Origin of the sequence: Paenibacillus sp. NPDC057886, from assembly GCF_042796655.1 — a bacterium.
Lineage (GTDB): Bacteria > Bacillota > Bacilli > Paenibacillales > Paenibacillaceae > Paenibacillus.
The window spans coordinates 1,195,071-1,218,740 of sequence record NZ_JBHVMZ010000001.1 but is presented as its reverse complement, the minus strand read 5'-3'; the positions used below and the strand labels follow the sequence as shown (position 1 = coordinate 1,218,740).

Annotated in this window: 23 protein-coding genes; 6 read left to right on the top strand and 17 right to left on the bottom strand. The window is 45.3% G+C overall.

Annotated elements, in window-relative coordinates:
* Position 1: 1 nt before the first annotated feature.
* Positions 2-1,801, bottom strand: coding sequence for a sensor histidine kinase (locus ACFVQB_RS05405; RefSeq protein ID WP_379435348.1), 1,800 nt, complete (start codon positions 1,799-1,801; stop codon positions 2-4).
* A 76-nt stretch (positions 1,802-1,877) separates the two neighbouring features.
* A complete protein-coding gene (locus tag ACFVQB_RS05400) occupies positions 1,878-2,732 on the bottom strand; it encodes an AraC family transcriptional regulator (RefSeq protein ID WP_379435347.1) in 855 nt (284 codons plus the stop codon).
* A 123-nt stretch (positions 2,733-2,855) separates the two neighbouring features.
* Between ACFVQB_RS05400 and ACFVQB_RS05395 the strand changes: the two genes are divergently transcribed.
* Genes ACFVQB_RS05395 through ACFVQB_RS05385 form a run of 3 tightly spaced genes read left to right on the top strand, consistent with a single transcriptional unit; the run spans position 2,856 to position 5,595 of the window.
* Positions 2,856-4,394: a sulfatase family protein gene (locus ACFVQB_RS05395; RefSeq protein ID WP_379435346.1), complete on the top strand. Its 1,539-nt coding sequence runs from the start codon at positions 2,856-2,858 to the stop codon at positions 4,392-4,394.
* Positions 4,387-5,040, top strand: coding sequence for a chromate transporter (locus ACFVQB_RS05390; RefSeq protein WP_379435345.1), 654 nt, complete (start codon positions 4,387-4,389; stop codon positions 5,038-5,040). The genes ACFVQB_RS05395 and ACFVQB_RS05390 overlap by 8 nt, the downstream gene beginning before the upstream one ends.
* Before the next feature lie 24 nt (positions 5,041-5,064).
* Entirely contained in the window at positions 5,065-5,595 is a 531-nt protein-coding gene (locus ACFVQB_RS05385; protein WP_379435344.1) for a chromate transporter, read from the top strand.
* Between the two features lie 105 nt (positions 5,596-5,700).
* Here ACFVQB_RS05385 and ACFVQB_RS05380 read toward each other — a convergent pair whose 3' ends face one another.
* The 8 genes from ACFVQB_RS05380 to ACFVQB_RS05345 all read right to left on the bottom strand — a co-directional run bounded on the left by ACFVQB_RS05380 (position 5,701) and on the right by ACFVQB_RS05345 (position 15,796).
* Complete coding sequence (locus ACFVQB_RS05380; RefSeq protein ID WP_379435343.1) at positions 5,701-6,708, bottom strand: aldose 1-epimerase; 1,008 nt, start codon at positions 6,706-6,708, stop codon at positions 5,701-5,703.
* Between the two features lie 15 nt (positions 6,709-6,723).
* Positions 6,724-8,508, bottom strand: coding sequence for a glycoside hydrolase family 2 protein (locus ACFVQB_RS05375; protein ID WP_379435342.1), 1,785 nt, complete (start codon positions 8,506-8,508; stop codon positions 6,724-6,726).
* Between the two features lie 17 nt (positions 8,509-8,525).
* Positions 8,526-10,292 carry a glycoside hydrolase family 2 protein gene (locus ACFVQB_RS05370; protein ID WP_379435341.1) on the bottom strand — a complete coding sequence of 589 codons (1,767 nt, stop codon included), beginning with the start codon at positions 10,290-10,292 and terminating at the stop codon, positions 8,526-8,528.
* Between the two features lie 50 nt (positions 10,293-10,342).
* Positions 10,343-11,149 carry a carbohydrate ABC transporter permease gene (locus tag ACFVQB_RS05365; RefSeq protein ID WP_379435340.1) on the bottom strand — a complete coding sequence of 269 codons (807 nt, stop codon included), beginning with the start codon at positions 11,147-11,149 and terminating at the stop codon, positions 10,343-10,345.
* Positions 11,149-12,039, bottom strand: coding sequence for a carbohydrate ABC transporter permease (locus tag ACFVQB_RS05360; RefSeq protein WP_379435339.1), 891 nt, complete (start codon positions 12,037-12,039; stop codon positions 11,149-11,151). The genes ACFVQB_RS05365 and ACFVQB_RS05360 overlap by 1 nt, the downstream gene beginning before the upstream one ends.
* 98 nt (positions 12,040-12,137) lie before the next feature.
* Positions 12,138-13,430, bottom strand: coding sequence for an ABC transporter substrate-binding protein (locus ACFVQB_RS05355; RefSeq protein WP_379435338.1), 1,293 nt, complete (start codon positions 13,428-13,430; stop codon positions 12,138-12,140).
* 198 nt (positions 13,431-13,628) lie between these two features.
* Entirely contained in the window at positions 13,629-14,558 is a 930-nt protein-coding gene (locus ACFVQB_RS05350; RefSeq protein WP_379435337.1) for an ArsR/SmtB family transcription factor, read from the bottom strand.
* Positions 14,559-14,671: 113 nt separating this feature from the next.
* The gene (locus ACFVQB_RS05345) at positions 14,672-15,796 is read right to left on the bottom strand and encodes a methyl-accepting chemotaxis protein (protein ID WP_379435336.1); all 1,125 of its coding nucleotides are present in this window, start codon (positions 15,794-15,796) and stop codon (positions 14,672-14,674) included.
* Between the two features lie 59 nt (positions 15,797-15,855).
* Between ACFVQB_RS05345 and ACFVQB_RS05340 the strand changes: the two genes are divergently transcribed.
* Positions 15,856-16,305 (top strand): zinc-binding dehydrogenase, encoded by a 450-nt coding sequence (locus ACFVQB_RS05340; RefSeq protein WP_379435335.1) that lies wholly within the window; start codon positions 15,856-15,858, stop codon positions 16,303-16,305.
* 146 nt (positions 16,306-16,451) lie between these two features.
* On the opposite strand, the gene ACFVQB_RS05335 is transcribed toward ACFVQB_RS05340, so the two are convergent.
* Positions 16,452-17,717, bottom strand: a complete 1,266-nt coding sequence (locus ACFVQB_RS05335; protein WP_379435334.1) for a cytochrome P450 family protein — start codon at positions 17,715-17,717, stop codon at positions 16,452-16,454.
* 32 nt (positions 17,718-17,749) lie between these two features.
* On the bottom strand, positions 17,750-18,331 hold the full coding sequence (locus ACFVQB_RS05330; RefSeq protein ID WP_379435333.1) for a cysteine hydrolase family protein: 582 nt from the start codon (positions 18,329-18,331) through the stop codon (positions 17,750-17,752).
* A gap of 129 nt (positions 18,332-18,460) precedes the next feature.
* Here ACFVQB_RS05330 and ACFVQB_RS05325 point away from each other — a divergent pair, with 129 nt between their 5' ends.
* On the top strand, positions 18,461-19,057 hold the full coding sequence (locus ACFVQB_RS05325) for a TetR/AcrR family transcriptional regulator (RefSeq protein ID WP_379435332.1): 597 nt from the start codon (positions 18,461-18,463) through the stop codon (positions 19,055-19,057).
* A 91-nt stretch (positions 19,058-19,148) separates the two neighbouring features.
* Here ACFVQB_RS05325 and ACFVQB_RS05320 read toward each other — a convergent pair whose 3' ends face one another.
* Together ACFVQB_RS05320 and ACFVQB_RS05315 are read right to left on the bottom strand one after the other, a co-directional pair.
* Complete coding sequence (locus ACFVQB_RS05320) at positions 19,149-19,619, bottom strand: GNAT family N-acetyltransferase (RefSeq protein ID WP_379435331.1); 471 nt, start codon at positions 19,617-19,619, stop codon at positions 19,149-19,151.
* 86 nt (positions 19,620-19,705) lie between these two features.
* Positions 19,706-20,881 carry an MFS transporter gene (locus ACFVQB_RS05315; protein WP_379436349.1) on the bottom strand — a complete coding sequence of 392 codons (1,176 nt, stop codon included), beginning with the start codon at positions 20,879-20,881 and terminating at the stop codon, positions 19,706-19,708.
* Between the two features lie 204 nt (positions 20,882-21,085).
* Here ACFVQB_RS05315 and ACFVQB_RS05310 point away from each other — a divergent pair, with 204 nt between their 5' ends.
* Positions 21,086-21,634 (top strand): TetR/AcrR family transcriptional regulator, encoded by a 549-nt coding sequence (locus tag ACFVQB_RS05310; RefSeq protein WP_379435330.1) that lies wholly within the window; start codon positions 21,086-21,088, stop codon positions 21,632-21,634.
* Positions 21,635-21,782: 148 nt separating this feature from the next.
* On the opposite strand, the gene ACFVQB_RS05305 is transcribed toward ACFVQB_RS05310, so the two are convergent.
* From ACFVQB_RS05305 to ACFVQB_RS05295, 3 genes are all read right to left on the bottom strand, one after another.
* The gene (locus ACFVQB_RS05305) at positions 21,783-22,139 is read right to left on the bottom strand and encodes an MmcQ/YjbR family DNA-binding protein (protein WP_379435329.1); all 357 of its coding nucleotides are present in this window, start codon (positions 22,137-22,139) and stop codon (positions 21,783-21,785) included.
* A gap of 112 nt (positions 22,140-22,251) precedes the next feature.
* Positions 22,252-23,028 (bottom strand): class I SAM-dependent methyltransferase, encoded by a 777-nt coding sequence (locus tag ACFVQB_RS05300; RefSeq protein WP_379435328.1) that lies wholly within the window; start codon positions 23,026-23,028, stop codon positions 22,252-22,254.
* A gap of 192 nt (positions 23,029-23,220) precedes the next feature.
* Complete coding sequence (locus ACFVQB_RS05295; RefSeq protein WP_379436346.1) at positions 23,221-23,550, bottom strand: antibiotic biosynthesis monooxygenase; 330 nt, start codon at positions 23,548-23,550, stop codon at positions 23,221-23,223.
* Positions 23,551-23,670: the final 120 nt, after the last annotated feature.

Genomic DNA, 23,670 nt, shown 5'->3' with positions numbered 1-23,670 from the left:
CTTATATCACCTCTCGTTTGGTATTTTCCATACTTTTCTCCAGTTTGGGGAGCCGAATTTCAGCTTTGGTGTACAACCCCGGTTCACTGCACAAATGGACGCCATACGAGTCGCCGTACGTTCGAACGATTCGCTCGTGTACATTACGTACACCCATTCCACTAAAACGTGATGTTTCTCCGTTTGTACCCGCACCTTTCAGTAAATACTCCCGTTGCTCCTCCGTGATCCCCTTTCCGTTGTCCATCACATCAATATTGAGATTGTTTCCTTCTTCATACACCCGTATCAACACGAATCCATCCTGTTTGAGCGGTCCAATACCATGAATAATTGCGTTTTCGACCAGGGGCTGCAGCATCAGCTTCAACACCTGGCACTCCAGTAATGCGTCATCCTCCATTTCGGTAATCATCCGAATCGGCTTCATATATCGATACTTCATAATGGAGACGTAGTGCTCAACATATGCCAATTCTTCACGTACCGTAAGAAATTCATTTAAATTACCGAGGACACTTCGCATGAGCTCGATTAACGATCCCGAGACCTCTTCAATGTTTGGCACTCCGTTCAGCTTGGCCAGATACTTGATCGTATTGAGCGAATTGTATAAAAAATGAGGATGGATTTGTGCCTGAAGCGCAGTCAGTTCAGCTTCCCGCTTCTCTTTCTCACTAAGGCGGATTCCTTCGAGCAGACCTTTCAATTCTTCCACCATACCGTTAAAGACATGGTACAGTTGTCCTGTCTCATCTTCACTTTTAATCTCATTTTGGGGAAGTGTCAGATTCCCATCCTTCACCAACATCATCAGCGATTTTAGTTTCCGGATATTCAAGGTTATTCGGGAAGAGACTTGCAGTGAAACGATCAGAACAACGACAAACACAATAATGGACACCTCTGCCAGCAGGTTGCGCAGCTTCACCGATTCGGTCAGAAGAGAATCCATCGGAACCAAAGAAATAGTACTCCACCCAGTATAGTCGGATTGACGGCAAACCACGATATATTCTTTTCCATCAATGTACCGCCTGACCGCTTCACCATTCGTTGTAAATTGCTGATTGATCTTCTTAATTTCCTGGTCAGAAGGAGTAAGAGATGAGGTAGCTCGGGTTTCATAGACGAATTGATTTCCCTTGTCCAGTACATAGATCATGCTATCTGTAGTTGGCCTCACGTCGTATGTTTTCTGGATAAACTCATAATTCAGATCCACCATGACAAACCCAATAGTCGCACGGTTATAACGAATCTCCCGACCAATGGTAACGGCATCTGACACCCCTGTCTGCTTGAAATATGCGTGCCTTGATCCATTTTGCAGCATGTAATTCATCATTGGCGTACCCAAGATGGTCCTGTCCAGCCAAGGTCCACCTGAGAAAAACACCTTCCCGTTCAGACCCACCACGGCTATCCGTGAAATGTAAGCCTTATAATCGATCAGGGACGATAGAAATTCATCCATCCGCTTCTGCTCCTGAAACCACTCATAACTGATCTCCTCATTCGGACTGAGCAAGGTGTCAATGACTGTGTTTTTGTTAGTCACCACGACCGTATTCAGACGGTCGATCTCTTCCAGCATCATGTTCAATGATTCATCTGCCTGCCTTATACTGTCCGAAACCGACGTAATGGCATTTTGCGTAATCGTCTCACGCATGCTCATATAAACAATGACCGTAATCGAAACGATGGATACAAGCGTAACGGCAATAAAAGCGATAAAAATTTTCCCCTGGATGCTGCGTTTCGGTGAAATCCATCTCTGCAATGTAGAGAGCTTCATTGTGGGAGTCTCCTTTTTTCAAGATCCAATCCAAAAAAGTAAGCGTTCTCCATACTGGACATCTGTATGTTTAGGATCAGCTTGAGGTTCTCCTCATCATGATTGGAGGTACTTTATAGTAGATTTTGAATGCTCTGGTAAATGAATATAAATTCGGATAACCGAGTGACAGAGCAATCTCCGTAATGGTAGCATCCGTATCCTTAAGCAGCTGTTTTGCCTTATCCATTCGTATTTTCTGCATGAATTTTAACGGGGGCAGACCGACCTGACTGGTGAACATATTGGAGAAGTATGAACGATGTACCCCTGCAAAGTCGGCGACCTGCTGCACGGAAATACCCTCTGTTGCATGTAATTCCATATAATCCATGCATTCATGAATCCAGCCCGCCAGTTCTGTAGGCTGTGCGTAGCTGGTGTCTGGAACAAGACTGGCTAACAATCCATATACCAACCCATGCAACTCCAGCGATACTGCTGGCTTCCACCGTTCCACACATGCCAATGCATGAATCAGACGTTCCGACGTTTCCTGGACCTGTGGAGATAACATCTGTTTGCCAAACGGACTTTCCGGAGTCAAGCCAGCCAGCTCCAATAAAGGTTTGACTTTAGGCCCATCCAATGCCAGCCAGTTCATTTGCAGCGGAGATTCCGAGGGAAGCATGTGATAGTAATAGGTTCTGCCGGGAAACAGACAAAACAGATCATTCTTCTGCAGGTCCACTCGCTTGCCATCAAACTCAAGCCTAACCATACCTTCACGCACAAAATGAAGACTGTAACACTCGATACGTTTGGGGCCAACCCGGTAATTGGATTTGGCTATACTTCGCCCTGCCCGGACTGGCCAGATGTGTTCCTCTTTATCCAAATATCCTGGCTTATAGTAGATGAATTCTGCATACTCATACTCATATTCCTGCATCGTAGGGAGTTCCCTCCTTCTCCTATTTTGTTTGATCATAACAAAATGACAATAAAAATATAACACCGGGCTATTTTTATAACTCGTTTTTTTCAATATCATCTTACTAGGAGGCGATTACACTTGTCGAGAACACCTAACATTTTGCTAATCACTAGTGACCAGCAGCACTGGAACACGATCGGGGCTTTTCAGTCTGAGATTTCCACGCCCAATCTGGACCGTCTTGCCCGGCAAGGAACAACGTTTGATCGGGCTTATTGCCCAAACCCTACCTGCACCCCTAGCCGTGCTTCTATTATTACAGGCATGTACCCCAGTCAGCATGGAGCCTGGACGTTAGGCACAAAACTGCTTGAAGATCGTCATACCGTCGGGGAAAGTTTCATGGAGGCAGGCTACCGCACTGCCCTAGTAGGTAAAGCACATTTTCAGCCTTTAAAATCTACAGAGGAATACCCGTCGTCTGAAGCGTATCCCATCCTGCAGGATTTGGAGTACTGGAGACATTTCCACGGTCCATTTTACGGCTTTGACCACATAGAGTTAACACGTAATCATACGAATGAATCGCATGTCGGTCAGCATTACGCGCTATGGCTGGAAGAACAGGGATGTACGAACTGGAGGGATTACTTTCTTCCCCCAACTGGGACGATGGACCCTTCCGTAACGTATACGTGGCCCATCCCTGAGAAATATCACTACAACACCTGGATAGCCGAGCGAACCAACTCCCTTTTGGAGCAATACACCCATGCTGATGATCCATTTTTTCTGTGGGCCAGTTTTTTCGACCCGCATCCGGAATATCTGGTACCGGAACCTTGGGATTCGATGTATGACCCTGATGATCTGACGATTCCCTCAATAACACCTGGAGAGCATGATCGTAACCCCCCACATTTTCAGCTGACTCAGGAAGAGAATCCGAATTTTGAGCATCTGGTTGAAACCGGCTTCGGCATCCACGGCTACCGTTCGCATCATTATTATGAATATGGCGACAAATCCCGCTTAACAGCGTATGACAAGAAAAAACTGGTTGGTGTGTATTACGGGATGATCAGCATGATGGATAAATATATTGGCAAAATTCTCGATAAGCTGGATGAGTTGGGCATTGCAGACGATACAATCGTCGTTTTCACAACCGATCATGGTCATTTCTTCGGGCAGCATGGTCTTCAGGCCAAGGGTGGATTCCATTACGAGGATCTCATAAAAATCCCATTTATTGTAAGATATCCTGGTATGGTGCCTGCTGCAAAAAAATCAAATGCCATACAATCGCTGGTCGATCTGGCTCCCACCTTTTTGTCTCTTTGCAACATTGCAATTCCGCACGCCATGACGGGCATGAATCAAAAGAAAGTGTGGCTTGGCACCAATGAAGCCGTTCGTAATCACGCTATCTGCGAATTTCGACACGAACCCACCACGATTCATCAAAAAACGTATATCGAACAGCGTTATAAAATCACCGTTTATTACAATCAAACCTATGGTGAACTTTTCGATCTTGAAAAGGACCCCGATGAACGCTTTAACTTGTGGAATGAACCTGAGTACACCCAGCTCAAGACAGAGTTGCTGCTCAAATATATCTGGGCTGAGCTTGGCAAGGAGTCCATGCCGATGCCTCGAATTCATCATGCCTGATGGAAAGGATGAGGGTAGCATCAAAAACCTGAAAGAACAATGTATGATACTTGCACAGCTTTTTTGGATTTTCTTCCGCATCGGTCCTTCCACCTTTGGAGGCGGATATGCGATGCTGCCCATTATTGAACGTGAAGTGGTGAACAAGAAAAAATGGATGCAAGAGGACGAAATCGGTGAGCTTATATCGCTTGCCGGCTCCGCTCCCGGAGGAGTTGGCGTCAATGCCGCTGCCATGATTGGACATCGCCAGGCAGGAATTGCGGGAGCTGTGTCAGCCGTCATCGGCGTGACATGTCCCACGTTTTTGATCGTGATCCTGATCAGCATGCTCGCCATCCTATTTCGTAACCAACCCAAAGTTGAAGCCGCTTTAAAAGGAATGAACGGTGGCATTATTGCACTAATTAGTATGGCAGCTTATCGGACGGCCAGGTATTCCATCCTAGATACAACAACAGCGATAGCTGCCATTGTAACCGTAGCTGTGCTGTTGTTTGCAGGTATCCATCCCCTCTATCTTATTCTTTCGGGATTAATATGCGGTATGGTCATGATTCGGATCAAGAAACGGCTGGGCCTTCAAGTGAAAATGGAGAAGAAGTCTGTAACAGGAAGCTACCCGGAACTGGAATATTACATTTAAGCAAGAAGAATCGGAGCGATTGAGATGTACTGGGACCTGTTCATGATATTTATACGTGTAGGCCTCGTTTCGTTTGGTGGCGGTTATGCCGTTATCCCGATCATTCAACACGAGGTAACGGAAAAAGGATGGCTGACAAGCGCAGAATTCCAACAAACCGTAGCGCTGGCCAGTATGGCGCCCGGCTCGATTGCAACCAATGCCGCGACGTTGATTGGTTATCGGACGGCAGGTTACATCGGAGCCGCAGTCTCTACTGCAGGTATGATTTTGCCTTCATTAGTCGTCATAGTACTACTCTCTGCCTTATTTTATAGGATACACGACAATTCATGGGTAAAGTCCTCTTTATATGGCTTGCGCCCAGTAACGACGGGGCTTATTATCTATGCTGCCATTCATTTTGGCTATCCAACTGAAGAAGCAGGCATAAGCTGGGTATGGATCGCGACACTGCTTATTAGCGGAGTTTGTTTGTTTCTCCTGCTCAAGTACAAGCTTCATCCCCTGCTGATTCTCAGTGTTGCTGGAGCAGCAGGCATTATTTTATTTTAAATTCAGCGTGGCGACGACAGGCAGAAGCCACTGTTTCAATGGTTTTAAAAGGAGCAGCGCGATCACAGCATTAGCTGTCCTGGCTGCTCCCCTTCATCTTTATTTTTACGAATGACGCAGATATAATCTGCTCGTTTCCTCCCAGATCTCTCCCGACTGCAAACTAAATAATCCAGCTTCCTCGGCCTGCATATCCAGATTAGGTGCATTCACAAGATTAATCTGCGGTTCGGGGCAGAAAAACCCTTCTTCCGCATTATTGTTCCAGATCATCCATTGTTTATAGGAAGTTCCCACATCGTAGATCAGTGTCATTCCATTCTTCGTATCCTGAAGCTCCATCCGGTTTCTACCATTTTGCGGTACAGCAGTGTAGTGATTATCCATTTCTGCAAAGAACGGATATACCCCTGAGTCACGCATCTGCTCTTCCTCCTGAATCAGGGGCTGAAAACGAGTCGTCGGCAGCATGCGTTGATCCAATTCCCATCTGTCTCCAATCGTCAGCTTGAGCTTATAATCCCGTGCTGATCCATCTGAATTAAATGGAGCATTAATTGAGGTATGAAAAGCGATCAGGCACGGCATGCAGGAGCTTCCATGATTGCGAATGCGGACATGCTGCATGAGTCCATCACTGCTCAGCGAGTAGCGTAATGTAATACTGAACTGAAAAGGAAAGGAAACGTATATCGGATGAGTTTCATCAACAGTAATGGACACCGAGACATAACTTTCCTTCTCGGTATGTCCATACTCATCCACAATCCATGGCGTATTATACAAAAATCCATGCAAATGATTGCCTGTTGCTTCCTCATTGACCGGAAACTGAAGTGTCTGCCCGTTCCAGGCAAACCGCCCGTCCTCATAACGATTTGGCGGAAACAGGACGGGAATCCCATGAATCATCGGTCTAGCCTTGAATGATTCCATCTCTTCGGGTGACGGTTCATGAAGAAAGCGAAGCCCCCGCTCAAGATCACGATACGCGACCAGATTACCACCAATCTCCGGCAGCATCACAGCCTCACTGGAACCAAAGCGGAGGTAAATGGCCTTTTCCCCTTGAAAATCGCCTTCCCAGGACCTGCTTGTCTCCTTTGTATTCAATGCGTATTCCCCTCCTTATTCGCCAGCGGACGATGGATAATGTCCTTCAATAATAGCCCGAATCTGTTCCATCGGCATCTTGGGCTGTCTGTCATACGTGAGCAGACCGTTAATCTCCTGTTCCACGTCCGTCAGCTGTGTGTAACAAAATCCTTCTACTACTGGTGAATCCAATAGCGGCTGTACTACGGCATGCAATCGCTGTGCAAAATCTTCGTCATTTTCCGCTCCGGAGTAACCCCAGCCCTCCCAGTCACTTTTCTTATACCCGATTCCACCGAATTCGGTAATTAAAATAGGCTGTCCTTCATAGCGGTAGCCACCCACACTCAGCTTCCGATTGCCCGGCAGGGCGCTTACCGCGTTTTCACGGGTACGATACCGTTCCTCCAAAACGTCCCTTCTCCATTCATAATCATGGATGTTATACAAGTCGGTCTGTACCATCTCCCAGCCATCATTGGAAATGACCGGACGGGTGGAATCCACCGACTTGGTCAAATAATACATCGACAAGGCGTGATACTGCTGCTCCTTGCTGGTCAGGATGTTCGGAACACCCCAGCTTTCATTAAGAGGTACCCAGACCACAACACATGGATGGTTGTAGTCCCTTTCCAGCGCCTCCTGCCACTCCCGTGTTACCTGGGCGACGTATTGTTCTGAGAAATCGTAAGCATTCGCCATCTCCCCCCACACCAGAAGTCCGAGCTTATCACACCAGTACAGATATCTCGGATCTTCAATCTTCTGATGTTTTCTGGCGCCGTTAAACCCCAGTTCCTTCGTTAATTCCACATCACGCCGAATGGCCTCGTCACTCGGCGGAGTCAGATTTCCATCCGGGAAATACCCTTGATCCAAAACGAGCTTCATATAGTAAGGACGGTTATTCAGAAACAGCTTGCCCTGTTCAATGGAGATTTTGCGCATGCCGAAATAGCTATCGACCTCATCGACGGGCACACCATCCACCAATACAGTGAAATGAATGTCATACAGATTGGGGTGCTCTGGTGACCATAGCCTGCCTAGGCCATGCTCGTTAAAGCTGTGAAGCCCGATGGTACGGGTCTCTGTTCCGCCGCTAATTCGATATTCATCTGCGGACAGCTGCTCTCCTTGATAGGCAATTTGTACACGCAGTCTGATATCCTGCGCTTCCCAATCCCTTGGTTCTGTTTGTTCACGATGAACATAAGCCGTAACTTCGATTTCGTTGCGATCGACATCGGGAGTCAGCCGCACCTTCTGCAGATGAACGGGTGCGACAGCTTCCAGCCACACCGATTGCCATATTCCAGTCGTGCGGGTATAGAAAATTTGGGCGGATTGCTCCTGCCAGAACTGCTTCCCGCGCGGCAGCGTTACTTCCCTGCTATAATCGATCGCTTGTACGGTCAGCACATTACTTCCTTCCAGCAGAGCATCCGTAATATCGGCATGAAAAGGGGTGTGTCCCCCTTCATGCCGAACCACCATTTTTCCATTCACCCATACAGAGGCTTCGTAGTCCACGGCCCCGAAGTGCAGCAGCAGACGTTTGCCCGTGAAGTTCTCCGGAATGTCAAAGGTCCGTTTGTACCATACATTATCGTGAAAATTCGGATCTGCAATGCCACTCAGTTGACTTTGAAAAGCAAACGGCACCTGGATTCGGCGGCTGAATGCTTGCTTGCCCTCACTCCAGTTTTCCGAACGTCCCTTGTTATGATCATCGAATTCAAATTCCCATTCCCCATTCAAACTCATCCAATCCTTCCGCACAAATTGCGGCCTTGGATAATCCTGTCGCAGCATGATGTTCAGCTCTCCTGTCACCCCAGATTGATTTTGCGGATCACTTCCAGTGGCACTTTCGGTTTACGGTCTTCCGTCAACAGACCATTAATCTCCTGCTGCACATCAGTGACTTGTGTATAACAATAGCCCGAGATATAGGGAATGGCTTTGATCGCTTCGGTGATGGAACGGAAACGTTCAATAAAGGCTTTAACCGAGTCCACCTGATTGCCGTAACCCCAGCCTTTATCCGATTGGAAGGCAATACCGCCGAATTCACTGATGATAATGGGTTGTCCTTTATAGTGGTAACCTTCAGCAAAAGCAAACTTCCATCGATTGGAAGCAATCTTGTTATTTACGATCATATCTTTATCCTGATAGCGTTCCAGAAAAGCTTCTCCCGTCTCCACATAATCATGGATTGTCAAAATATCCGATACCGTATGCTCCCATCCGTCGTTGGTAATGACCGGACGATACGGATCAATGGCTTTGGTCAGATGGTAAATGGATTGCGTGAATTGCTGCTGCCTTACCTCGTGACCAATCGTCGGTATTCCCCACGATTCATTAAATGGCACCCAGGTAATGATGCTGGGATGATTGTATTGCTGGGGTACAATTTCAAGCCATTCTTTGGTGAATCGGTTCACTGCCTCATCATTAAACTCGAAGGTAGCTGCCATCTCTGACCAGACCAACATGCCTTTCACATCACACCAATACAAAAAGCGTGGATCTTCCAGTTTCATATGTTTACGGATTCCGTTATATCCCATCTCGGCAATTTTATCGATATCCTCAATCAGTGCTTCCACTGAAGGTGGGGTCAAATGGCTCTCCGTCCAATAGCCCTGATCCAGAATCATTCTTTGGTACAATGGAGCATTGTTCAGCAGAATCTGCCCATTTTCAATCGATATTTTTCGCATACCAAAATAGGAATGAACCCGATCGATTTCTTTCTCATCTTCGTACATCACAAACTCGATATCGTACAGGTTCGGTGAGCCCGGTGACCATAACGACTGTTTCCACGGACCGCCTGCTTCATGTTTAACACTGGCTTCCACGGTCATCCAGGGTCTGTCTGGAGATAGGCTGATGGTTTGCACATGCTGACCCTTCAGCTCAATCCGTGTCTCCAAACGCAAGTTGTTCTTGCCTTCGATCCCATTCAATTGAAAGTCCAAACGAATCATATGACGATCGATATCCGGTGTCATCTTGACTGCTTCAACCCTTGCTTCACTCACATGCTCCAGCCAGACACTTTTCCATATCCCGGTACTTTGCACATAAAAACATTCAAAATTGTCATCCACCCAGCGTTGTTTCCCCCGAGGCTGCATCGCGCTCTGACTGTCTTCTACTTCAAGAACAATGTTATTCTCCGAGCCGTAAGTGATATAAGGGGTAATGTCGAATGAAAACGCTGCGTACCCTCCTTCATGTTCACCAACAACCGTTCCGTTCACCCAACATTTTGCGCGATAATCCACTCCCTGAAAATGCAGAATGCTCCGTTTTCCTTTTGCTTCCTGGGGAATCTGAACATTTTTGCGGTACCAGACCAGAGGATGAAATGTTTCGATCCCGATACCGCTCGCTTGGGTCTCATACGTGAAGGGAACCTTAATTTTTGTCCCTTCCGGAAACTGATTCTGGTCGTACCAATGCTCGCTTTCACCCGCCTGATTGTCATCAAAACTAAAATCCCATTCTCCATTCAAATCCAACCACTCATTGCGTACAAATTGCGGTCTTGGATAATCCTTGTTGTAAAATTTAGTTGTCATCTTGTTCTCCCCGATCTCCTCTTTATTTGGCTCATAGGCCTGAAAAAGTGTTAACCCTTAATACCAGACATGCTAATGCCTTTAACAATCTGTTTCTCAAAAATGATAAACAATATAATGATGGGAACAGAAGCCACTGCATTGATAACCATCGGTTTGACGTAATCTTCTGAATACTGACCCATTAGCGTTGGGATACCCATTGGTAGCGTAAACAGATTATCATCGGTTATGGAAAGGAATGGCCATAGGAAATTGTTCCACGAACCGATAAATGTAAGAATCGCCATGGATGCCATGGCAGGACGTGTCAAAGGCAGCACAATGCTGGTGAAAATCCGCCAAAAGCCCCCGCCGTCAATTTGCACGCTTTCCAACAGATCATTTGGAATGCCGTCGAAGAAGCTTTTGAGTACAATAACTGCTACAGGCGAAGCCAACGCAGGAATAATTAATCCACTGTATGAATTCAGCAAATGCAAATCCTTGGCTACCTGATAGAGTGGAATAATGGTTGCTTCACCCGGAATCAGCAGCCCGCCAAGAATGAAAAAGAATACAAAGGTACGGAAACGGAACGGCACTTTGGAGAGAGCGAATCCGGCCATCGCCGCGAAAATAACAGTCAACACGGTCACAACCACCGCGACAAACAAACTGTTAACCACCCACTGTGACAGCTTTGTCGTTGTCAGAATTTCGTTATAGACGGCAAGTGAGTATGGCGGTTTAAACCAGTCCAGGACCGTAATAATCTTCATGCCTTCTTCTTTGATGGAGACCATCAGCATCCACACAAGTGGGGCCGCAAACATAACCGCCATCAACGCAGAACCTGTGCGATATAACCATTTCATCAGTATTCCGCCCCTTTCCGGTTAGTCATCCAGTATTGCAGCGCCGACAGCACCAGCAGAATCACGAATAAAATATAGGACATGGTTGCGGCATAACCCAGGTTATTGTTCTTGAATCCGGTCTGATAGATCAACTGAATAATCGGACGTGTCTGATCCAGCGGTCCCCCGCCAGTAATTACATAAATTTGCATAAATACCTTATATGAAGCGATGATCTGCAACATGGTTATCGTTTTGGTCAGTGGTGTCAGATAAGGAAGAGTAATTCTCCAAAATATTTGTGTATCGCTCGCACCATCCAGCCTTGCCGCTTCATAGATCTCATCCGGTATCTCCTGCATTGCCGAGAGATACAAAATAAAGTTGAAGCCGACCGTCCACCAGAGAGTAATGACCGTAATCACGACCCAGGCCAGCCCCGTTTCTGTCAGCCAGAAGATCTCGGCATTTTCGGGTAACAATTGGATAAGGTGCAGTACTGAATTTACGAGTCCCGTGTAGGGCTGAAATACGAATAATCCCAGATAGGCTGCGACGGCGACGGAGAGTACGCTTGGTATAAAGAAGATGATGCGGTAGAACTTTTGTAAAGACGATTTTCGGTTGGCAATCAAAGCCAGCAGAATCGCGAGTATAATCATGGTCGGTGTACTCAAGAAAACAAAAAAGGTTGAATGCCAGATTGCTTCCCAAACCTCTCTGTCCTGAAGAACTTTTCGGAAGTTATCCAGGCCAACAAAATCCATTTTCTTGATCAGCGTCCATTTGTAGAAGGTCATCTCCACACCTTTAATCATGGGCCAGATCGTAAATAAACCATAAATAATTAAGAAGGGAAGCAGAAATACCAGTGCCTGCAAATCCGCCCTCATTTTTTTGATCTTCATATGCGTCTCCCCTTTGATTGGCACGCAAGCCGGCGATTTCTTATCTAGAGATGGTGATTCCGCAGGCTTGCGTGACCCGTCTACCTTTCGTCTTCCTTCTATTCGCTCAGTATTTTCTGAATGGCTGTCTCCATGTTGTTCATGGCATCTGCCGGGGTCATTTTGTTCACCCATACTTCATTCAAAAATTTAAAGGCAGCTTCATCGCGGATTTGTGCATTTTTGGTGGAATGTTTGCTGAATTTAACTACACTTGCAACTTCGGAATAATCACTGCGGTATGGCAGATCCTTAAATTCCTGTTTTTCCAGCACGGATGGCTTGGAAGGGATATGTCCGGCTTTCGCCCAGACCTGACCATTGTCAGCAACCCAGTCGGCAAAAATTATCGCGGCTTTGCGCTTAGCCGGGTCCTCATCCTTAGTCAGTGGCAAAACAATGGTATGCGAATCTCCCCATGTTGCTTCCTGATCGTAGAATTTTGGAATTGGCATAGCTCCAAACTCAAGTCCTTTGGTGGATTCCCAGGTTCCTGTCGTCCAGACTCCTGTCATGATAATAGCGGCTGTTCCACTTTGAAAATTTTTATAGAAGTCCGGATCATTTTTCTTGATATAACCTTCGGTGTACAGTTTCTGAACGTATTCAGCTGCTTTAATACCTTTCTCCTTATCTATGGCTGCGGATTTCAGGTCATCCGATACCACGTCATTCCCACCCATTTGTGAATATAAGGACCACCACAGACGGTATGGATCATCATTGTTATTGGATAATGCAAACGGAGTCGTTTTGGCAGGCAACTTCTCTTTTAAAGTTTGAAGGAAACTCACAAACCCGTCAGCAGATTGCTCCAGAATCGGTTTTCCGTCTTCACCAAGCAAGCCTGCATCTTTTAGAAGTTTTTTGTTGTAGAACATGATAAAGGGATGTGTGTCAATGGGGACTGCATAATGTTGACCTTCTACGGTAACCGCATCCAAGAGATTCTGGTTATAGGTGCTCCAGTCCACACCTGCATCCGTAGCCGGAGTATCAAGCTCTGTGACGACCCCCTGATTGATCAGATCGGGCAGTCTGGAGGAATGGGAAATCCCAATGTCCGGTCCATTGCCGTTACCAACAGCAGTTACGAGCTTCGTATAATACTCACCCCAGGCCAATTTGGTATTCTTGACTTCAATGTCCGGATGGCTTTTGTTGAATTCATCGACTAATGTCTGCATGTTTGCGCCATCACCACCATCGAACAGTGTCCAGAAGGACAATGTCACTTTTCCATCACCAGAGCCACTATCCTCAGCCCCGTTACTGCCTCCACTACATGCACTTAAAACGGTTGAAAATGAGAGCAATAATGTCAGTGCTAACCAGCCGATCTTTCTTTTCATGCGAGTATCCCCTTTACTCTAATTTGTAGATACAAACGATATAATTGTTTTGTTACATTAATACTGTATCTATAGGGGATTATATAAGGCCAACACCTTCTTGTCAACGCTTTCAAACATATTTAATGTAATTATTAAATCAAAAAAGGCCTTAGTTACATAATATCTGCAACCAAGACCTTTCTTCCTCATCCTATTCTAATGAACGGCATAATGTACAGTCATTTTGATATTTTGGTCATAATCCCCAAATTGTCGCCCAAAGAGATTTACGCCCCCTTGATGAACCGCATCCGGCTTAATACCAATTCGTACCCTTAACTTGTGGCTGTTCTGTAGGTTAAGCTGAGCCAAATCAACTGCTGAAATTTTCTCCATATCCAGTGTCGTTTTATTTTTGTCCACACGCCATGTCTTTAATAAACCATACTGTGTTGACCATTCAAACCACCAAGCCGGGTTGAGCTTTCCGCGCCGATCTCCAAAGTCACCAGGACATGTCCACATACCAATTTCCACACCGTTAATCCATACAGAGATATCGGAAGGCCAATTATGATCATAGTTTGGTGCTTCAGAGCATATTTCCATGGACAATTCCAGCGATTCAATTACCGCTTCTGCCGGAATCTCCAGCGGCATCAAATATTCGACATATCCCTTGCGGAACCACATAATCTGCGCTCCGACATGCTTAGGATGGTAAAAGCTGGCGGGCTCATCCTCACGAATGATCATGCCCTCGCCATTCGCCATGCCGCAGGTGGGTGACACTTCACAATCACTATAATGACCAATAGGCATATCCACTTCGTATACCTGAATATCACCTTTGGGAATTGCTTTCTCCAGATTAAGAGCAATATGAATATCATCGTAATTGCGACTGCACACCTTCATTGCCCCGCGAGAGGCAGGCAATAGTTCCGTGTTAATTAGCCTTGCAGCTTCCAAAACCTTGATGTTGCTGGCTACCGTGGATACGGGGAGTTTGAGAGCTTCCGCGATTTCTACTATATTCAGGTTTTGGGAGATCAATAGTCGGAGAATATCTACTCTGGATCGTGTCGATAAAGCATGCGTGACCGTGACCAGCTCATCCGGATTATCAAAACTCAGCTCAAGCATTCGTTCACCACCTCTTATGTATTTATGGTACAGGAAATTTAATCGTATGGTTTAATTCAGTCGATAATATTGTAACAAAACATTTATTTTGTATCAAATTACTTTTTACTTCATCATTCTTCTTCATTTTTCCCAATCAAATCCTGCAAACGGATACTGGAATGGTTGATTTTTCCCATGAATTCGTAGATGACATCCATATTGCTTTTCTGCTCCTGAGTTGTTGCCAGAACATCTTCGGTCGCTGCTGCATGCTTCTGCGAGATAGCTGATATATAATCCACTTGTTGGCGAACTCGATTAAAAATCAGACTCATCTGATCCGTCATATCCATTTCCTTCGCTATGTATTGATCAATATGCTCAAACGTAGACTTGATATGGTCAAAGCTCTCAAGCACCTGACTGGAGATCGTTTTTCCCTCTTGCACTGCTGCACTTCCGTTAGCGGCTTTTTCAACCACAAGCTGTGTCTTTCGCTTGATAGTATAAATGATTTCGTCGATTTGTTTAACCGTGTTGGAGCACTCCTGTGCGAGATTTTTGACCTCATTTGCCACAACGGCAAACCCCGCTCCTGCTTCCCCTGCTCTTGAAGCTTCAATGTTTGCGTTTAAGGCCAGCAGATTGGTCTGATCAGAGATTTGCTTGATGGCTGTCAGAAAGGTATTCACATCATCCATGCTGTTGTTCAGTTCCTCAACGGTAGTCATTGAGTCTGTTACTGTGGTGTTAATTATAGCCATCTGATTGCCCATTTGCATAATTCGATCCGAGCTTTGGCGAACAACCTGACCATTTTGGTCCGAGATGTCGGCAAGACGATGTGAAAGTTGATTGATTTCGGACATTTTCCTGTCAGCCTGGTTTACCTCTTCACTAATATGTGCAATGCTCCCGGATTGATCGCGTATGCCTTCCGTCACTTCCTGAATATTTGTGGTTATCGTATTGCTCATATTTTTCAACATATGAATATCTTTATTGCAGCTGGCAATATCCGTGTTCAGCATGGATGTATTTTCGCGAATGACCCCTACCATAGTATCCAGTGCCGTCACAAGCTCTCTCGCTTCCGCTTCCTTGTTAAGAGCCACCTGAATCAGATCTCTCCCCCGTTTACATACAAAATATAGAGCAACAATCGTCAGTTCGATGAACCCGATTGTCATGAAAAAAGTCGAATCATATTGCTGATGACCTGAATAATAAATCACAATGTAAGCAATGTTGTACATCGCTCCAAACCCGTATAACAGAACTCTGTTCAAATATAGGGAAATGACACAGATGGCGTTTGGCAAAAGCTGCGGGACTTGGGGCTTTAACCGTGAATACAGGTGAAACCACTCTTGAAGAAGGATTGACTCGGCATTACGGTTCTGTGAACGTATACGGTGTTGACGTCCCGGATGTCGATGTGTTTATTGATGCGGCAGGTGCTCCGGTTTTGTTTGAGAACATGATGAAGATCGTTAAACCTAAAGCTAGAATTTCAATTATTGCCGTGTATAAATCTGAAGTACCGATCAGTTTACAACAGATTATGTCCAAAGAAGTTCAGGTCAAAGGCTCCAGCGGCTATACCCACGAGGATTTTGCCAAGGTGGTGGAGCATCTGACCAGCTTCCAAGAAGAACTGTCCACACTAGTCACTCATGTATATAAGCTGGATGATATTCAGAAAGCCTTTACTACGGCTATTGAAGCCAAGGGAACCGTTAAAGTGGTGATCGATCTGACATAATATCAAAATCAAATAGCTTTATTTCTGGAGTGTTGCCTATCGTCATGAAACTTATAGCCTAACACAAGAAATCCGCCAAACATGGCGGATTTTTTGAGGTATATATTTCTTCTTGCCATAAGAAACTTAAACTCTAACTCTTGCTGCTAAAAAGCGACAGGTAAGGCAGCCAAGCTCTGTGAACTTAGCGCCAAATGCCACTCAATGTTCTCCCGAGGAATATTAAGTCGCAGATTAGGCATACGTCTTAACAATGTTGTAAAGGCGATATCTCCCTCCACACGAGCAAGTGGAGCCCCCAAGCAGGAATGAATGCCATGACCAAAAGCCAGATGACGATGAATATGACGGGCAACATCCAGATCCTCTGGCTGTTCAAATTGAAGTTCATCCCGATTGCCTGATTTCAACACAGGAATGACCATATCTCCTTTTTTAATCTGCTGTCCAGCCAGCTCCATATCCTGAGTCGCAAAACGAGGTCCGGCAATGGTTGCAGGCCCGTTAAAACGCAGTAATTCCTCGACAGCAGAAGGTGCCAGACTAAGATCAGCCTTAAGCTTCTCCAATTGTTCAGGATGATCCAATAACATCATTGCACCTGTAGCAATCAGATTGGATGTCGTCTCATGGCCAGCAAAAATCAATAACGTAATCATGGATAGCAGTTCCGGTTCACTGAGTCGATCGCCCTCTTCTTCAATAGCAATCAATTGGCTGATCAAATCATCTGCAGGATGTTTGCGTTTCTCAGCTACCAGCTGCGCGGTATAGTCACCGAAAGCTCGGAGGTGCTCCTCTACTCCCGGTTCACGCACTCCGAGGCCCAGACCATGTGCAATCGCGGAAGACCAGGTCTGAATCTGTGGGCGATCTGCTTTAGGTACTCCCAGCATATCGGATATCACATGGATTGGTAAGGGATAGGCGTAGTCCTTGACCAAATCCATCTCGCCCTGGGCTTGAACCTGATCCAGTAATTCATCAGCGATCTGCTGCACACGCGGGCGAAGACTTTCCATATATTTGGGTGTAAAAGCTTTGGAGACCAGTCGGCGTAATCGCCGATGATCAGGCTCATCTACAGAGAGCATCGATTTTCCGGTAAAGAACGTTGGAGGGGCATCTGGATCGATATTCTCCACATAGGCTTTCAGGATATTCTCATTGCCGTCGATGGTTAATGGGTCTACTGTGAAGTGGGCATGATCTTTAAGCACCTGTGAAGCTTCTTCCATTCGTGTGACCAACCACTGCCCGCGTTCTGTACCACCCATTGGCAAAGATACTGAAATAACAGGACCTGTATCACGCAACTGCTTGATCAGTGAAAACGGGTTTTCACCACTATCCCCACTAAACAGGCTCAGCGCTGCTTGTTGTGAAACATTAAGATCTAACTCACTCATCATAACCATCCTTTCGCTTCGACAATTTTATTGGTCTACATTAATGCATTTATCCAATCATCTACAGCCAGCACATCGGCTTGTTGGGGGAATACGCTCTCTACGAGAACTCGATGAACTTCAGGGTCCCTATCCAGACAAGCATCAGAAAGAACGGTCAGCGCGTAGTCCTTATCCGCCGCTTCACATAATGTAGACAGCACTACTCCACTTGTTGCGATACCGCTAAGAATAAGTGTATTAATGCCATGGGTTTGAAGAAGGGTTTCCAGGTTGCTTCCCGAGAACCCACTGACGCGGAACTTGTCCACAATGAACTCTCCTGGGAGCGGCTGCACCGACTCATGAATGTCCATTGCCACTTTCATCGCCGGATTGGCTTCGTTTCCATCACCGCGGCTAGACTTTTTTCCAAACAACTTATTGCGCTCACTGATTGGAGGGGAATCCTGGCGATGACCAACCTTCACAAAAATCACAGGTACGTTATGTCTGCGAGCTGCTTCTATCGCTTTCTGAAACGGGAGCAGTGCATCCTCGTGCTTCGCATAATGCGATACAATGATGTTCTGCATATCCATGACCAGAAGTGCAGCTTGGTTATGATGACTCTCCATAGGTTGCACATCCCTCTCGTTTTGATTAAGATTAAGAGGAGAACTCTCCGCTTAATCTCTTCTTGATATTAAACGGAGAGTTCTCCTCTTGTCAAATTTTGGAGGTTGAAGGATAGGAAGTGACAGACAGTGGATAAAACGAATACGACCTCTCGTTCGGAACGACGGGATGCTGCCGAGAACCGTCAACGTATTTTGAATGTGGCTTTCAGATTATTCGAGCTGCACGGTGTCGAGCGGGTCAGCATGAATCAGATCGCTTCCGAAGCGCAGATTGGAGCGGGTACCTTATACCGCCGATACCGCAATAAGAGTGAGTTATGCATGGATTTGATTAAAGATAACGCAGCGCTGTTCTTCGATCATGTGGAGGCATACTTGCAGGAAAATGCACAACATCCACCATCTGAGCGATTGCGGGGTGTGCTGACGTTGTTTATCCAGTTTAGAGAAAAAAATGCGGAATTGCTCTCGGGTATTGAGAATGCAGTATATCAAGGATCAGAGTCCAGAACCTCAAGTCCTCTTTATGACCAATTGCATCAACAGCTATTCGAACTATTCGAAGAGATGGCAACAGAGAGTGACGAATCGCAGGCCATCAGCTTGTTCAAAACGGACATGCTTCTGACGGCCATGAGCAATGACTCGTATCTGTTTCAAAAAAATGTGCGCGGCAACTCTCCCGACCGCATCGTGGAGCAGCTTTGTTTGACCTTTCTTTAACGTATATAGGTATATAAAAATGCAAAAAAAGCCTAATTCATCGTCGGCAATCTGCCGCTTGAACTAGGCTTTTTGAGCTTGATGTCCGATTTTATAATGTTTTGATATACCATGCATCACAAGCAAAATGTTCCGTTGCATTTAACGGTTCCTCTAATGCTATAAAACCGTTCTTGACATAGAACTTGTTGGCTGCAACCATGCTGCTCAACGTTTCAAGATAACATTTTTCATAGTGCTCTTTGGCAAATTCCAGCGAAATCCGAAGCAATTCATATGCGATTCCGGTGCCTCGTGCTTCTTTTAATGCATACATCTTCTGCAATTCACAAATATGTGAAAATCCATCTACGGGTCCAATACCGCAGCCAGCTACAATGGTTGAATTATGCTCAACTACCCAATATCTGGATCCCTCCCGTTGATAAAGATGATAGAAATCGCCCAGATTCGGATCAGCCCACGCCGTTCCTGACTTATTGGCCCCAAATTCGATCAAACAGCTTCGAATCAGAGACTTTACTTCTTGATTATCTTTTTCCTCTATCTCTCTAATGAACATGCAGTAAGCCTCCGCATCATGAAATAATTGCTGCTCTTAACTGCACAAATTATACTACAATTTGGATGTAACACACTACAATTCAACTACAATGAAACGGAATCAATAGTTTTGGAAGGCTGCGTCTGCTTGATTTTCAACAATCGTCTTACATAGATCATGAAAAGCAGAAAAGAAACCATGACCGACAAAGCACTGACCATAAACAATATGTGATAGCTCATGTATTCCGATACCAGACCCAGAACCATGGCACCCAGTCCGATACCGAGATCAGTCGCCGTCGAAAAGAAGGCATTAGCTGCGCCTTTCCGATCCTCGGGTGCGAAGCGAAGGGTTATAGCCTGAAGGGCTGGTTGTGCTGAACCGAAACCGATCCCGTACAGAATTGCTGAAGCGAGCACGCCAAGCAAACTGGTTGAGAGGCTTAGTACAATTAAAGCAATAATCGTAATAATAAGCGCGGGGACTATGACTGCTGTCTCTCCTTTCTTATCGGACAGCTTTCCGGCAAGGGGCCGGGATAGCGCTAGTGTCGCGGCGTAGACCAGAAAGAATGTGCCGGAATTGACTTTGATCTGCTCCGCAAACAGGGGTACAAATGTAGTAATTCCCCCATATGCAATGAAAAGAAAAAAGATTGGCGCCATTACAGGCAAGACTGATTTTTCGAAGATTTGGATTTTCTTCCTGTTCGTATGTGGTTGAAATGGCATTTTGGCTCCCAGCGTCAAAAGCAGGGCCACGATAGTCAAACCAACAGCAAAGATAAACATCGTCTGGTATGATGTGCCTTGCATAATTCCCAGACCAATCATGGGACCAACCGCCATTGCCAGCGTCATGGAGGTACTAAACCACCCCATACCTTCTCCGCGCCGAGCGGATGGAATCATGTCAGTCACGGCTGTCATCATGGAAGTCGTGGATACAGCCCAGCTCATCCCATGCACAATACGAAGTCCAATTAGCATGATGATTCCACCAACCCAGTTGTACATATACATTGCCAATATAAACAAAAGCAAACCCCCGATCATAAACGGACGTCTGCCGAATCGATCCAATAATCCACCGACAAAAGGACGAAGGATGACGGAAGACAACATTAATGCTCCCATGGCCAAGCCCACCTGTTTTTCATTGCCACCCATCTCTTTAATGAAAAGCGGCAGTGTGGGATACAGCATATAAAATGCAGTAAATAAAAAAAGCAAACCCAGCGTCATTAAAATAAAAGACTTCGTCCATAAGCGCTGCATCATTCATCCTCCTCACTTTTATTATGATATCTATGATTCGATCTGTTCTTGTACAAAAACAATTATTGATATATTAATGAACATCTGTTAATAATTATAGACAGAATAAGCAAGCTTACCATTGTTAATTGAACGCGTTTTGTTAATTAGTGAACATTATTCATAAAAATGTTTATTATCTATAGAAAGTTTGGTGAGAATCACATGACCAAAGTGGATCGAAGAATTCGAAAATCACAAGAAGCAATCAAAGCAGCAGTGATTGAGTTGATGTCCGAAAAAAATTTTGATGATATTACCCTACAAGATATTTCCGATAGGGCGGACGTAAGCAGAGGAACCATTTATCTTCACTACGTCGATAAGTATGATCTGCTGGACAAGCTGATTGACGGGCATATCAAAGAATTAAGTGAAATTTGTCATTCGGTTGCCGACTTGGATTGGAAAGAATCCATCATTCCCTGGTTTACCTATTTGGAACGGAATTACTTGTTCTTCTCGACGATTATGGCCAGTAAAGGAGCTGTACAATTCCGCAACCGCCTGGTTGAGTTTCTTAATGAGGATTTCAAGGAGGAAGTACAGTTATCTCAGGCCAGAAAATCCGGATTAAGTGAGGATATCATTCTGCAATATGTGGTCATGTCTTATGTAGGGGTCGTTGAGTGGTGGATCAAGAATGAAATGCCCCATCCACCTGAGGTCATGTCTGAGCAATTAGGAGAATTAATCAAAATGAATTTGGGATAACGCGCAATGTTCACGCAACCAAAATAGCGGTAGTCTCAGGATACGTAGTTAACATCCTGGGACTGCCGCTATTTTTTTCGGAAAAGTTGAATGATCTGCATTTGGCGCCAACCGCTGCTCTCCGAAATTGTCACTGCATGCGGGCTAATTACGATATGGATTCCAAAAGACTCTTGGACAGGGTTTTGACCACCAAATCATACGAATGATCAATCATCACAAAGATATCCTGCTCCGACAAGGAACCATCTAGAATAATGGTATTCCAATGCTTTTTGTTCATATGGTACCCTGGTTGAACGGCTTCATGCTGCTCTCTCAGGTTTTCCGCAATGATCGGATCACATTTTAAGTTCAAGCGAACGTTATCCGCCTTGTCCTCAAACATAAGCGCAAACATTTTCCCTGCAATTTTAATGACAACCGGATCGGCTCCGAAGGGATAATCCTTCGTCGCACCTTTTTTCTTCAAACAGTACTCTATAATCTTATTCTTCTTTTTCAATTCAGTATCTCTCCTTTGCGCAGAAGACAAACTTTCCCTACCCAACCTAATGATACCGAATGTACGTTTGCATGTAAATATCTGTTCAGCCAGTTATGCAGGGATTATGTTCTCAGGCGGTTTCCTTAATCGCTACGATACGTAATCGGGTTGTGTCGAGAAACCATTGACCTTCCCGCTCAAAGTGTGGCTTAACCTCTGCTACAATGGCTTGATAGATTGATCCCATGTCTGCGGAGGAAACGTCCTTAAAGAAATAATCAGCGAAACTGTTTAGCCAATTCCGAAGTCCTTCTTCTCCCTTGAGCGGAGCAGGCTTGTCAAAATGCTGAGCGAATATGACACGAAAGCCGTTTTGCTCCAGCAGGGTGGTGTATTCACCAATAGTGGGATGATACCAGGGATTCCGTCCTGCCCACGTATAGCCACGCTCCTTCAGAGCCTGTTTCATAGCAAAGGTCAAGATGCCGACATTCCCGCTTCCGGCAAATTCAGCCACGAATCGTCCACCTTCGCGCAGGGCCAACCAGATGGATCGGGTTAAAGCCGCAGGATTATTGATCCAATGTATAGCTGCATGTGAGAATACAGCGTCAAAGGGTATATCTGACCGATATTGAGAAGCGTCTTTCACCTGAACATTCAGGTCAGGGTACTTCTGTTGGGCAAGTTTCACCATTCTCTCCGATAGATCAATTCCTGTCGGTATGGCTCCGGCAGCTGCGATCTTGGCTGTCAAATCTCCGTTGCCACTGCCGATATCCAGAATACGCTCTCCGGATTGCGGCTGCAATAAAGACAGGACACCCACTCCCAGATTAGATAAGAAATCCGTTGTATGAATGTAAGACGCTGAAGTGTGGTCCTTTTTGCATTGTTCATCAGGCATGGGCTAAATCTCCTTTATAGATCTTAGATATCTATAATAACTTTAATAGTTCAAGGCTGTCAACTTACGTTCTTAAGCCAATATCATTATGGGCCTGAACGGTAATGATGTGACACACACACAGTATCTACGGATATTCAAACAAAAAAAACCTATACCATGAGAAATCATGCGATAGGTAGTTCATTCGATTTAAGCATTGGATACTCTGGTTGTCTTCACTTTCTGTACCTCGTACATATTCACTGTAGTGCTAATCAGATACTCTGGTTTCTCTTGTCCTCTTTTCTCCCGATGAGCTTTAATATGCACATCACTCTTCTCCCAATTCTTCCATGCTTCTTCTGATTCCCAACGAATCAGCACCATCACTTCTTCGTGCTCTTTACTCTTTTTGTTAACCATCACACTGAAATCAATCAGTCCCGGCATTTCCTCTACAGGACTAGGGGCACTGAAACGTTCCACCAGTTTATGACTGTGGCCTTTTTCGACTACCATAATGCGAGTTTGAATTAACATCATTTACGCCTCCTGATTCCTCCAAGTCACTGCATGCATACAATGGCTTGGGACATTTATTTAACTTCCTCTCTATTATTCTTCTTATTGAAAATGATTATCAATATCGCATATGTTTTC